Origin of the sequence: Rivularia sp. PCC 7116 (assembly GCF_000316665.1) — a bacterium.
GTDB lineage: Bacteria > Cyanobacteriota > Cyanobacteriia > Cyanobacteriales > Nostocaceae > Rivularia.
In genome coordinates, this window is the sequence record NC_019678.1 from 2406645 (window position 1) to 2420490 (window position 13846).

Annotated in this window: 8 protein-coding genes; 6 read left to right on the plus strand and 2 right to left on the minus strand. The window is 36.0% G+C overall.

Annotation, left to right across the window (positions count from 1 at the left end; all coding sequences use genetic code 11):
* Positions 1-38 precede the first annotated feature (38 nt).
* Both RIV7116_RS09430 and RIV7116_RS09435 read right to left on the minus strand, forming a co-directional pair.
* On the minus strand, positions 39-749 hold the full coding sequence (locus RIV7116_RS09430) for a glutamine amidotransferase (protein WP_015118066.1): 711 nt from the start codon (positions 747-749) through the stop codon (positions 39-41).
* Positions 750-810: 61 nt separating this feature from the next.
* The gene (locus tag RIV7116_RS09435) at positions 811-1764 is read right to left on the minus strand and encodes a diiron oxygenase (RefSeq protein WP_015118067.1); all 954 of its coding nucleotides are present in this window, start codon (positions 1762-1764) and stop codon (positions 811-813) included.
* Positions 1765-2611: 847 nt separating this feature from the next.
* On the opposite strand from RIV7116_RS09435, the gene RIV7116_RS09440 reads away from it, so the two are divergent.
* The 6 genes from RIV7116_RS09440 (at position 2612) to RIV7116_RS09465 (ending at position 13833) form a co-directional block, all read left to right on the plus strand.
* A complete protein-coding gene (locus RIV7116_RS09440) occupies positions 2612-3802 on the plus strand; it encodes a leucine-rich repeat domain-containing protein (protein WP_015118068.1) in 1191 nt (396 codons plus the stop codon).
* Positions 3803-4189: 387 nt separating this feature from the next.
* A complete protein-coding gene (locus tag RIV7116_RS09445; protein ID WP_015118070.1) occupies positions 4190-4894 on the plus strand; it encodes an FkbM family methyltransferase in 705 nt (234 codons plus the stop codon).
* 186 nt (positions 4895-5080) lie between these two features.
* Positions 5081-6850, plus strand: a complete 1770-nt coding sequence (locus tag RIV7116_RS09450; protein WP_015118071.1) for a S8 family serine peptidase — start codon at positions 5081-5083, stop codon at positions 6848-6850.
* A gap of 1078 nt (positions 6851-7928) precedes the next feature.
* Positions 7929-12044, plus strand: a complete 4116-nt coding sequence (locus RIV7116_RS09455) for a hypothetical protein (protein ID WP_015118073.1) — start codon at positions 7929-7931, stop codon at positions 12042-12044.
* A gap of 413 nt (positions 12045-12457) precedes the next feature.
* Positions 12458-12835 carry a hypothetical protein gene (locus tag RIV7116_RS09460; RefSeq protein ID WP_015118074.1) on the plus strand — a complete coding sequence of 126 codons (378 nt, stop codon included), beginning with the start codon at positions 12458-12460 and terminating at the stop codon, positions 12833-12835.
* Positions 12836-13083: 248 nt separating this feature from the next.
* On the plus strand, positions 13084-13833 hold the full coding sequence (locus RIV7116_RS09465; RefSeq protein WP_015118075.1) for a DUF6745 domain-containing protein: 750 nt from the start codon (positions 13084-13086) through the stop codon (positions 13831-13833).
* Positions 13834-13846 lie beyond the last annotated feature (13 nt).

The window sequence follows — 13846 nt, forward strand, 5'->3', positions numbered from 1 at the left end:
ACAATAAACCGGGTTTCTGAAAAAATATCAACTTAAACCTACCGAACAAGCTGAACTGATTCCAACCAATTTTCCCAAACTTCAACGGCTTTCTCTTGTAAAAGATGACCATATTTAACAGTATCGGCACGTAATTGCTTAACGCTGATACCGGGAGTAGAATTAATTTCACAAGCATGACCAATAAACCAACGTTCTAATCCTGTCTGAGTGACTTCTGGATGAAATTGCAACCCCATGCTGGCTTTACCCCAAGAAAATGCCTGATTTTCATATAACGAACTTGAAGCCAAACGGGTAGCACCTTGAGGTAGATCGAAGGTATCACCATGCCAATGAAGTACGGGAGTATTTTCTACATCTAAGTTAATCAAAGGTGAATTTTTACCTGTTTGGCTTAAGTGAATATTAGACCAGCCAATTTCCTTTTGTCCTCCAGGATAAACTCTCGCTCCTAAAGCTCTAGCCATCAATTGAGCACCCAAACAAATACCAAGTGTAGGTAAATCGGCTTTCAAACGCTGTTCTAATAAACGTAATTCATCAACTAGGAAAGGATAGTCTTGTTCATCATAAGCACCAATCGGACCTCCCAAAATAATTAACATATCTTCAGTAGGAGAAATATCGGTCAAATTATCTACTGCCGCTTCCAGATATTTAATTGTGTAACCTTGTCTTTCAAGAGCTATTTCGAGAGTACCTAAATCTTCAAAGGCTATATGTCTAATAACTGTTGCGCTTTTCATCACTAATTACTCCAGAATAATGTTTTTAAATCAAAAATAGTTTGTTACTGGACTTCGTAAATTAAGATATTAATTGATAATCGGCAAATATTTGGAAAGCACCACAGACTTCAAACACACCAGCCTTTTCAAACATTCTTAAAGTTGGACTAGCCGCTTGTTTTACACCAGCAGCAACATCACTGGGTACAAAAACTTCTTGCAAAATACCTTTAGCATCAACATCGCTAAAATCTAAAGCTTTAAGAACGTTGTATTCCACATCATAATCTGGCCCCAAGAAAGCCCAAACCAGACGGGGTAAAATTTTAATCATTTCCTGCTTTTCTAAAGATGATAGATTTTGCCACAATAAAGGAAATAAGGCTTGAAAATAAGCACCGTGTAATGCTTCATCCGCTGCATGGTCGCCAATTACATTTCTCACAACATCAGCTACATTGGGGTCGCTAGGAACTTGTTTTAATACCTTTGTTACCAAGGTTTCGGAAATAGTCACAAAAAATAATTTAATTAAATCAGGTGATAATTTAGATTGATTTTCTCTAATTATATTTTCAATAACTTTTTCAAAAATAGGACGACCAAGAATAGAATCCCCTAGCGAAAATGTTTCCTTAACTTGGGTAGAAAAAAGCTCTACAAATAAAGCATGACCACCTTCATCACAATAGATTTTTAAAGCATCATTACGTTGTTGAACATTTAAGTTAATTGGCGCACTTCCTAGAGATAAAGCACTACAAACAGGATTAACATGATTTAACTCTAAGAGTGTAGTAAATTGAAGATGCGCTAAAAGTCGATAAGCAAGAACGGTCATCCAAAGATTACTATCTTGAGCAATAACGGAATGATTTGCTAAAGGAACTAAATCTGGGGAGAAAGGTAAACCAACAATAGAATCTTGACGCATTGGTTTGCTTCTAATCCAACTTTTCTCATTCCAACCACTAAATAATCTAGATTCTTGCTCGGAATAATTAATTTTTAATGCTGCTTGTTGTCCGTTCATGATTTAAACTCCTCTGCGATTAATTTGCTGTGTTCTGTACTTATTATTGACTGGAAATCGAGATATTTAATTAGCTTAGTCTGAAATATTTATTTAAAACTACTTAAACTTGAATGAGAAAATTTTATGAAATTCTCAGCAATAACTAATCTTTTTTTTGAACTATTTATTAGTATCTTTGACGTTTCCAGTTGGATTGAAACCGTATCTCGTCGGTAAACGTTGTGGCGTTAGCCATATAAAAGTACGAATAGCCCCAGCCCCCAATTATGGGGGAGAAATATATCTTAAAGTCCCCCAAACGTCGTGGATTTAGGGGGCTGCTGTTAGATAGTAATAATAAATTCGTATCTCAATTGAGCAACGCCAATAAAATCGCTGCGATGTGAATTACGCAGATATATTTTTTTATTCGGTTTTAACGTGGTTTCATATCATGTCCGGTTAAACAGTTATCATATCTGTGAGGGCTAAGTAATAAGTAATAAGTAATAAGTAATGAGTAGTAGATAGGAATGGCCGCAACTGGCACATTTATGCTGTAGGGTGCTTGTACACAGATTAATTGTTAAGGGAATAATAAAGCAATCAGTGTACGGCACCATCCGAGTTGTGTGACGCGCAGCCTTAGTCCTGGTAGATAACAACCGCCATCTTTTCAGTAGGGTTATATCGTCAGTAATTAGCCGGACTTGATATCATTTATTGAGTGCAAACTACCCTCCCCACATCAAATCTTCAATCAAACCACGTTTATACATTACGAAATTAATCTCGTATGTTATGAAGTATGTACTAGAACTAAAATATAGTCTTAATAAGTACAACAAAGCAAGTAATAACACTAATGAATAAAGCAATTTTATTCCTTTGCACTATATTCGCTCTGACTCATACAAAAGCTATTGCCAATCAAGCACTTCAGCAAAATAAGATAAAAAGTTTTATCGAATACTGTCAGCAAAAATCAACTTTACCTCAAGCAACTAAGGATACCGTTGAGGTGTTGTTGAAAGAAGCAGGTACTCAAGATTGTCACCAAGCAAATCGGAAACTGAGTAGTTTGACCGAGCTTAGACTTCTAACAAAACAAATAAGCGACCTTAAACCGCTTTCGGGATTAACTAATTTGACCAATATCGACCTTTGGGGAAATAAAATCAGCGATGTAAAACCCCTTGTTAATTTAACTAATTTGACCAACTTAAATATTGGAGGAAATAAAATTAGTGATGTAAAACCGCTTGCTAGTTTAACTAATTTGACCAATCTCGACTTAGGAGGAAATAAAATAAGCGATGTAACACCGCTTGCTAGTTTAACTAATTTAATTAGGCTTGATGTTTACTCAAATCAAATAAGTGATATAAATTCGTTAGAAAATCTGAATAATTTGACTTTCCTTCGTGTTGGTTCTAATCGAATAGTTGATGTCAAACAATTTGCTAATTTCACTAATTTGACCGAGCTTTGGCTTGAAGAAAATCAAATCAGTGACGTAAGACCACTTTCTAGTTTGAATAATTTGACCAAACTTAACCTTATGAGCAATCAAATAAGTGATATCAAACCGATTGCTAGTTTAAATAGTTTAAACTCTCTAGACCTTGATAAAAACCAAATAAGTGATATCGAAGCGCTATCCAATTTAACTAACTTGACTACCCTTGGTCTTGATAGAAATCAGATAATTAATATAAAGCCGCTTTCTAATTTAACTAAGTTGAGATGGCTTTTTCTTCGTCAAAATCAAATAAGCGATATAAAGCCGCTTTCTAGTTTGACTAATTTGAGATGGCTTGAACTTAAGTCTAACAAAATCAGGGATGTAAAACCCCTTACTAATTTAGCGAAATTAAGAAATCTTAATCTTAGCTCTAATCAAATAACGAACGTACAATCGCTTGCTAATTTAACGAATTTGGTTAACTTTAACGTCGAGGAAAATCCAATTAATACCAAAAGTTGCCCCGGAAGGAGTACTAAATGCGGTTCTACAAAGCTAAAACATAGAACATTTCGTCACGAAATATTTTAAGTACTTTTATAATTGGTCTAAATAATTCATTTAGACCTCAACTATTAATATACAAGAAAATATTTTAAAAAATAATTACTTAAATATAATAATGAAAAAAAATATCACAATCTTTCTTAAGGTATTGACATATTTTCAAGAGTTGAGATATTTGAGTTTAAAGTCTAATAATATTAGCGATATCCAACCGCCTTACGAAATTAACAGGGAGCATCCCAATGGCGGCAAAAAGCCCGCAGTGTCTTATGTAGTATCTACCCATATTTTTATTAATTCTAAATCCATAGAGAATCGCCACTAATAGCTCCAAATTTCAAGCATCACTCATACCACACATTCCTTGATTTATAATGTTTCTAGCTGCGCGAAGGCAATTATTTTTCTCCCATGCTCAATTCCCAAAACTTGAAAAATTCCACAACTAAATACCGTCGATATCTATTTGAATTCCTCGGCAGCAAACGCTATTCCCGTCCCTATCGTCGTGGAGTTGGCAGCATAATCGAAAAATATTTATCCGAAAATGGCTTTTTTATTGAAGCAGGAGCAAATAACGGTTTCTCCGAAAGTAATACTTATTATTTAGAAAGATTTAGAAACTGGAAAGGAATTTTAATCGAACCAATTCCCCATCTTTACCAAGAATGCGTCAAAGAAAGACAAAAATCGCAAGTTTTCAACTGTGCTTTAGTATCTCAAGATTTCTCAGATAGCGAAATTGAAATGATGTACGGACATACCATGTCTCTTGTAAAAGGTGCTTTTGATGATGAGAATATAGAATCCGAACGGGTTGCTTTTGCCGGAAGAAAGTTGGGTTTTACTCCTTACACAATCAAAGTACCTGCTCGAACTTTAACTTCTATCTTAGATGAAGCGAATGTAGGTAAAATAGATTTCTTCTCTCTCGATGTAGAAGGTTTTGAATTAAATGCTTTGCAAGGATTGGATTTTGAAAAATATCGACCCGAATTTATGCTCGTTGAATGTCTCAACGAACAATCTTTTCAAGAAATTGAAGCTTATATCGCCGATTACTACGATTTATTTGAAAAAGCTTCGCAAGTTGATTATTTATTTAAAATTAAATAATAAAATTGAAGGTAATTTTGTAAATAATTATTAAATAAATAAAATCTCTGTTTTACTGTGAATGTAGAGAACTTACTATGACAGGTTTTTATCTAAAATTTTCTAATAGTGTGTATAAGCGTAAATTTTCCGTAAGTAGATACTCCTAAATTGAAAAATAAAGAAAGTAATACTATTGATAAAATTATGGTTTCCACAAAAAATACAGTAAAACCGAGATTTGAAGGCTTTTATATAGAAATGGTGATGCCTGACTTGCAAGATAGATGTCAGGAGGTTGTTTCTGAAGTACTTGGTGAAGATTGGGATATTAAAGCCATTGGCGACAACTTGACCGAATTTGAAGTGTTGCTTGAAGATGATGCGCTATCGGTAAAACAAGCTTGGGATAAGACTTACGAGTTGCGATCGCGACCTGGTGTAGTTGATGTGGAGCCGTTGTTTGCAGTTCCGGTAAGGGAGTTTAAGCAATTAGAAAGCAGGGAGCAGAAAGCAGGGGGAGAGGAATCCAAATCTCTTTGGGATATCCTAATTTCGTTATTAAGTCAATTATTAGATTTGTTTTCTGGTTCGGGTGTAGAAACTGGACTTTCGACTAATAATGTAGATTGGGTTTTAAAGGAATTAAAAGTTTTACAAGCCTGGGAGAAGTATTTTCCCGATCCAAATAAGTTGCCAGGACACGGGGTTATAATTGCTCATCCAGATACCGGATATACGACACATCCAGAAATTGAAGATAATTTGCTGTTGGAGCAAGGTTATGATTTCCTTGGTTCCGACGAAGATGAAACGGACCCCTTAGAAAAGTCGGATCGGGAATTAGTTAATAATCCCGGTCATGGAACCTTGGCAGCTAGCGTCATGATAAGTCCGCCCAAAGCGCAGGGTAATTACGATAATAATAAGTACGTTACAGGGGTGGCTCCCGGTGCAAAATTGGTACCGCTACGAATAACTTATTCGGTGGTACTTTGGAGCAATCATAATTTAGCCAAAGCGATTGAATATGCGGCGGATAAAGGTTTTCATATAATTTCTATTTCACTAGGAGCAGGTTTTTATAATAAGCGATTGCGGACTGCCATCCTTTACGCGCAAAAACGGGGTGTAATAATCGTTGCGGCATCGGGTACCTGGGTTCCCTTTGTGGTATTTCCTGCTGCTTATGATGAAGTCATTGCGGTTGGCGGCAGTACGGTTAATCGTAAGATTTGGATAGGTTCTCCCCGTGGGAGAAAAGTCGATGTTTCAGCACCGGGGAAAGGAGTATGGTATGCGAGAACTGTCAAGGAAAACGAACAATTAGTCTATAAGATTCAGCAGGGTTCCGGTACTTCGTTAGCTACACCATTAGTTACGGGTGTGGCAGCATTATGGTTGTCTTACCACGGTAGGGATAATTTGATTCGTCGTTATGGTGCGGAGAAAATCCCGTTTATATTTAATCAACTTTTACGAGAAACTTGTGATGTTCCTCCCAATTGGAAGCCAAATAGATATGGTGCCGGTATCGTAAATGCTCAAAGATTGTTAGATGCACCGTTACCAGACAACGTCAATCGTTCGGTGATTCCGCCAGCTTTTGCATTGCAGCAACATACTCCAGTAGAAAGTGGGGAAATGGAAACTTTTGCTCATATGTTTGAATCTGTTGACTTGGATATTAATTCTTTAAAATCGAATCTTGCACAGTTAATGCAAAGTAGCGAGAGGGAATTACCGAAAAAATTAAAAGAAGTCGGACAGGAATTAGCTTTTTGCTTTGCTGCAAATGGGGAATTGTATGAAAAATTTGCCGCATCTTTGAATAGGGATAATGATAAGCAGCAACAGCCACAAACTAGAGAATTTCAGACTTTAGTACCTGCAAATGCCGATTCTAAAAGTGAAATGCGAGAAATGTTGTTAAATTCCGGTGTCTCGGAAACTTTGAATCATAAATTAAGGAATTAGGAATTGTAACTGTAGAGATTGATATATAACGTCTCCCAAAGTTGAACGGGAAAACGAATGGTAAAAATGAGGAAGAAGGGGTGGTAGCACTTCACCACATAAGTTATGAGGGGTAAAGCATTGTTTGTACCTAAAGTCTGAAACCCTTAATATTTGGCGCTAACGCGCAGAGTCTCCCCGAGGGAGATAGTAATCCCAGTTGCTGTGATGAGCCGCACATAAAGGTGAACGCGCTCATGCTTGGTTTCACTCCGTTGCACTCGCTGCGGAGATTGTGTAATTAATTATGTTCGCTTACTTCTTTGCATATTCTTATAAAAGAATAGACAAATAGCTATATAACTGTTGATAAACTATTTAGTAAAAGCAGTTTTAATATTCTTTTGTCATCCTCCTTTTTGAATACTTAACAAATCGTAGCTCAACAAAATCTCATATACAAAACCTCCTTTAATACAGCTAAATCCTTGTTTCTATAGGGCTTTTACTTACATAGTAGTTATAAATGATTGAACAATTAAATCAAAATGATACTGGTTATAAAATTATTGAATGTAGCAATATTACTTTTTATTTACAAAGCAAAAATAGTTGATATCCCTGAAATAACTGTAGGTTAAGGAATAATTATAATTTAATTTTATCTTTATAAACTAATTTATGAATCCTGTTATACAATAACCTTAGTAAACGAAATTACTTAGAAGTAAAGTAGTTTAGTTTGGGGGAAAAATAGTTTTATCAGAAAAATATTACCAGTGGCGATAATATAATCGCTGCAATTGTTGGGCGTAAAAATAAATTCCGAATCTAGTTATTACAAAGCCTTTGACAGAGCTTAAAGGATGTTTGAAAAGTATTTAAAACTTAGTCCCTATTAAATAAAAGTCCGCATTGTGGTTTGAATCCCTATTCATTTTTTTGGATGAGGGTTGGATTTTAGTATGGATTGGGGATAAATCTACTTTTCAAACAATCATTAAGGAAAAGGATTTGTAATAAAAGTGTTTGTACAACATGAGCGTAGAACCAATGTATACGTTATTAAAATCCATAACTGCAAACAGGGATATGGGATATGAATCTATTTAATTTCGATCGTAAAAAAAGAGGTCAAAGTATGACTCAGGGCAGCAGCAGTAAGAAGGTGGATTTGGTTATTGTTATCGATACCAGCCCTTCAATGAGAGATGAAGCTAGGGATTTGAGTAAAGCTGCTGAAGCTGCGATTAAGACAGCTAAATCTAGCTGTCCGTCGGATTTGAGGGTGACTTGGCTTGGTGTGGAAGGGGTTTGGAAAGGAACCAAATTTAATCAAACTATTAGAGATTATTTGACTGGTACTTGTAAAGTATCTGAGTCTCAACTCCGTGGTAGAAGGAGGGGAGAATTAAAATCGGCAGGAGCGCAGGAAGATGCTGCTAGAGCTATAGATGATATCTCCAGTTTATTTAATTGGAGAGAAGGAGCTTCCAGAGCAATTTTCTATTCTGGTGATGAAGCTCTTGAAGGTGGTGGAAGTAAAACCGAAAAGGCTGATATTGAAGCTGCTGATTTAGCTATTGAGAAAGCCTTAGCTAATCAAGTTACCGTTCACACCTTTTTTGGAACTTCTAAAAGCAAGCATCAGGAAGGAGTTAAGCAGGAGTACGCCAGAGTTGCGAATTCTACCGGAGGACAGTTTTTTACAGATAAAGATTTAACTGGTGGTTTTGCCAAGATTTTGGAAAAGGTTATTTGTGGAAGCTGTAATTCTCAAATTACTCCAGGAACTGTTTTTGTTCAGGATTGTTTAAATAATCAAGTTAGCAAGCTATATACCTTAGATTTAGCTTCAGGTAAAACTAATTTTATCGGTGAAATGACCACCGAAGTTGCCGATATCGCTTTTGTCGGTTCTCAACTTTACGGACTTGATTTAGAAAACGGTAAATCTGTTTTAGTCAAAATCGATTTTAATACCGGACATTGTGAAACTGTTGGTAATTTAGGTTTTGCTGCTTCTGGTTTAGCTTATGACGCTCTTTCTCAGACTTTATACGCGACAACTGCCAAACAGTTAATTGAAGTAGACATCAATACCGGTATTGGTAAATCGGTATTGAAGGTAGCGAATCAAGCATATAACTGTGGTGAAGTTGCTTTTAGTAATGATGGCGAGATTTATATCACCTTAATTGGTTACGACAAGAAGAAGCTGTTAGCCAAATGTAATTTAACAGCAGGTACCGTTAACCATATTGGCGATATCGGATTCCCCGATATCGGAAGTTTAGAATTTGTCGGAGATACCTTATATGGTGTGACTGGCAACTTCTTCAATTTAGGAAAAGACGGGCAAGTAATTCGCATCGATACCAAGACTGGTAAAGGAACTTTAGTTAGCACAACCGAACCTAAAGGGCGTTGGGCTGGAATGAGCGTTTATCAACCCGCAGCAAAGGTAAATACTCAAAAGTCTCAGACTGTAATTTCTACTAGCGATCGCAATAAGGAAGAGAAGGTTGCTTCTCAATCAACTCAAACTCAAACTCAACCTCAAAAGGAGCCAGCAATGAGTGTATTAACCATAGACACCAAAGAAAACTGCTATGTAATTGACCCCGGTCAAATGAATAACTTGCAGCAGAATGTTGCAAATTCCTTCACTTTAGATAAAGGTGTTTACGACATTAACATTGCTAGCGGTAGCTATAAGTATGCCAAAACCAAAAACGAAGGAGAACCTTTTGTTTTACTTTGGGTATATGGAGAGAATGGTGCAACATTTGTCAACCAAAATACAGGATTTGAAACAGGTGCTACCTGGACAACTTTAAATGGTTACGACAATCATTTGAAGTTAGAAGTTAAGCAAAAAGCGGTAATTTGTGGATTGTTCTTCGATGTTAATAACAGTGAAAACAACGGCTCTGTCAAGCTTTCCATTGCCAGCAACAAACCATATTTTAATCCTCAAGAATTAACAATTGGCAGTAAAGAAAATTGTTATATCTTGAATGAAAATTATTTATCCAGTCTTAAGCAATCGGGTAAAAATTTAGTTGAATTAACACCCGGAAACTATAAAATCAGAATTCAGTCAGGAAATGCTAGTTACTGGTCGGATGAGAAAAAATTCGATTTAGAACCCTGGGCTTTGATTTGGGCTAAAGGAGGCAAATTCACCACAAAATTAGCTGGTGTTGAAGTAGAAGAAAGCTGGTGTTCGTTAAACGGTTTGAAAGATGAAATTGTTTTAGAAGTCAAAGAAAAAACTTCTATCACTGGATTCTTTTTCGATACATATAAAGAAGATAACGAAGGCAAAATTGTTTTAGCAATTGAACCAATTAATACAGCAGAACTAAATAATAAAAAGCAGCAGCTACAACAACAAGCGCAATTCATTACAAGTAGCGCGGGGAAAACAAACGGTAGTACTAAAACTAAAACTACTACCAACGGTAACGGTGGCAAGACTACAACTACAACCACAACAACCGTAACTGCTGGTGGTAACGGTGGTAACAGCAACAACATTGAATATAATTTCCGTATTGACGAAGCTCAAATGGAAAAAATGTGGCAGAAAATGGCAGCCAACATTGAAAAATCTGTTACCGTCAAAGGCGAACAAGACGATAAACAAGCAGCATACCACTGGGATAATTTAGAAAAATGGTTGCTTAAAGGCTATCAATCCCAAGCCAAAGACTTATCAATGCAGGTAGCCAAAGTCGAATTTATGACTAAAGCGCTATCCCAACAAATGGAAGATAACTTCAATCAAAACTTCCAAGCTTGGGCAGGTCATTTCGACCAACGCATGAACGACTTGATGAACGGTAGACTCAACCAACTAATCGAAGAAAGAGTTAACACCAGAATTCAAGACAGAACTCAGGAAATCAAAAACGAAGTTGTTCAACAAATGAACAACGACTTAGAAAAGCGAGTAAATTCCTTATTAAACGTCAACCTGGCAAATAAAAATCAGGAATTAAAGAATCAAGTCGCTCAACAGTTGCAGCAGGAAATGGAAAAGCGGATTGATTCGGTAGTTAACGTCAAAGTTTCCAATCAAACCCCGCAAATCAATAACTTAATTGTTCAGCAAATAGAAACCGACATCGATAAACGCATCAACGACGTAGTAAAAGTAAACATGGCGAATCATAACCAAGAGATTCGCAATCAACTATCCGAGCAAATCGGTAAAGATATGGACGGACGTATTGATTCGGTAGTTAATCTCAAAATTACCGACCAAAGCCAGAATATCAAGAACATGGCAGTTCAACAAATGCAATCGGAAATCGATAAACGAGTTGAAGCCATGACTAACTTGAAACTGAATGACTTCGGTAAAGAAATCAGCGATCGCCTGACTCAGCAAGTAAACAAAGATATTGACGGACGCATTGATTCGGTAGTTAATCTCAAAATTACCGACCAAAGCCAGAATATCAAGGACATGGCAGTTCAACAAATGCAATCGGAAATCGATAAACGAGTTGAAGCCATGACTAACCTAAAGCTGGGTGACTTCGGTAGAGAAATCGGCGATCGCTTAACTCAACAAGTCAACAAAGATATTGACGGACGCATAGAATCCGTAGTTAACTTAAGAATTGCCGACCGCGACCAAGGAATCAAAAACTTAGTAATTCAACAAGTCCAAGGAGACATCGACAATCGCATCAACGCCGTAGTCGATAGAAAAACAGATGATAACGTTCGCGGAATAGTTGATAACGCATTTAAGGATATTGATAACCGCATCAACGTCAACTTTGACAATAAAATTCTCAACTTCCGCGACGATGTAAACTCCATAGTTGACAACAAACTATCCGAAAACGTTGGTGCTATCAAACAGAATCTGCTTGGTGACATCAAAAACCAGCAATTCTTCATCGACATGCAGTCAATCAAAGCCGAAGTAGAAAACTTCTACTCCCGCTTAGGACAATTTGAAACCCAACTGTATCGTCGAATCAACCAAGGAGACACCGAACTTTACAACTGGACACTCGAACAACTAGTAGCACTACAAGGATGCTTAACAGATAGACAAGCACTAGTAAAAATGTTTGAAAACTTCAGCACAGAATTAAAACAACAATTAGACTGTGCCGATTGCGTAGATCCCCAAAGATTTACCCCCTTCAAAGCAAACGTGCAGACATCTCAATTACCTGAATCTAAATAAATTAGGTAATCGGTAATCGGTAATGAGTAATAGCTAATAGAAGAGCAATTCCTAATGTAGAGACGTAGCAATGCTACGTCTCCTTTATTTTGGGTTGTAACGGGAATTGGTAATTGGTAATTGGTAATAGTAAATAGAATAAAAATATAAGTATTTATCCTAATCACTCAGGGATTACAAACCCCTGTCTTATAGCAAAAGTTTTATAAATAGGACTGAAAATAACCTTTAAAATTAACATTCCAAAAATTGTTTAACCTATTACAACAATAAAATTAAATGTAATATTCAAAACCATGAATAAATCAGTAGAAAGCTAGAATTAAGAGATAATCTGCAAAAACTGAATAAAAAGTGAATATTACTCGAAGCCTCCTCCGCACATCAATCATTTCTTAGAAGGAGAAAAACTCGTGGTTGCAGTAGTAAGTACCAAGGAACAACTGAAAGAAGCACTCATCAATAAAGCAGAAGAAATCATCGTCGTTGATGCTCAATTAGCTACTGATATCGGCAAATTCATCGAAAGACTGAGTTTTGCAACAGAAGAAGATTACAAAAATATAGTTACAATTGCTGGTGTTAGTTTAATTATTGGATTTACACTATTAGCTAATTTAATGGCATTTGGATTTCTAGTAGGATTCAAAATCTTAATTGTTCCAGAAATCATCATGTTTATTATTTTCTTGATTGCATTAGCAATGAAGCTGAATAATCTACTGAAAAACAATTATGAAATCATCAAAGAAGATGAAGAAGGGTTGTTATTGCGATATAAGTTGAGTTGAGAAAAAAATCTGTATTGAAAAACCCGGTTTAAAAACAACCGGTTTTTTTGTGGATATATAGCGAATCTCAGTTGAGTACCATACATTCCGTCACCTCACCCCCATCCCCTCTCCTTAACAAGGAGAGGGGATGGGGGTGAGGTCATATTTGTATTGCACTGAAGTGAAAACCGCAATAATTGCAGGGTGCGGCTAGCATAATTAGTAACGCACTATTACTTTTAAAATTAAATATATAAATCTCGATTATGAAATTACTTACTCCAGAGCAAAAAGCTTTGATTCCTTTATATAAACAAAAATGGCGAGAGATTATGCTTTCCATTGAGTCGATTGACAAAAGGGAAGTAACACAAATTATTAAACAAATTTATGCGTTAATTGGTTGTGCAGAACCAAAAATTATTTTCTTTGATAGTCCTTATGCTTTAGCGAAATATATAACACAGAGAGAAATATACGAAAATTATTATTACAATAATATGACTGCAATACATAATTTTTGTAAATTAGATGGACGAAGTTTAGGAGAGCAAATAAGTGTATGGTCAAAAAGATTGGAGCAAATTATCAATGTCCCCTTTGGATTGCAGATAGATTTTGAATTACACAGTAAAAAACAACAAATCTTAAGTCTTTTACATGAAGAGATTACAAAACAGTTAATTAAAGAAATTTGTTATTGTGATTTTTATGATGATTTTGACCTAGATAAATTAGGAATTGATTGTCTATCGAGATATTATGGGTGGTATGATTTTTGTATTTACGAAATTAAGATAGAAAATTATTCTATAGTTAAATTTTGTTTAGACATACATAAGCAGTGCGACCGGTTTTTCGCTTTTCCAGATTCTTGCTTAGTTCATAATCGTCCCCAGCAAATCTTATTTGACGAACAAGGAAATTTACACGCTGAAGATAAACCAGCTATTCAATACAATGACGGTTTCTGCATCTACGCCTCTCATGGTGTCAGAATACCGCAAGAATATTAATGCTAAACAGATA

Coding starts and splice junctions, on each gene's coding strand:
- RIV7116_RS09445 (WP_015118070.1), top strand. CDS start 4,190: ATGCTCAATTCCCAAAACTTGAAAAATTCCACAACTAAATACCGTCGA.
- RIV7116_RS09465 (WP_015118075.1), top strand. CDS start 13,084: ATGAAATTACTTACTCCAGAGCAAAAAGCTTTGATTCCTTTATATAAA.
- RIV7116_RS09430 (WP_015118066.1), bottom strand. CDS start 749: ATGAAAAGCGCAACAGTTATTAGACATATAGCCTTTGAAGATTTAGGT.
- RIV7116_RS09450 (WP_015118071.1), top strand. CDS start 5,081: ATGGTTTCCACAAAAAATACAGTAAAACCGAGATTTGAAGGCTTTTAT.
- RIV7116_RS09455 (WP_015118073.1), top strand. CDS start 7,929: ATGAATCTATTTAATTTCGATCGTAAAAAAAGAGGTCAAAGTATGACT.
- RIV7116_RS09440 (WP_015118068.1), top strand. CDS start 2,612: ATGAATAAAGCAATTTTATTCCTTTGCACTATATTCGCTCTGACTCAT.
- RIV7116_RS09435 (WP_015118067.1), bottom strand. CDS start 1,764: ATGAACGGACAACAAGCAGCATTAAAAATTAATTATTCCGAGCAAGAA.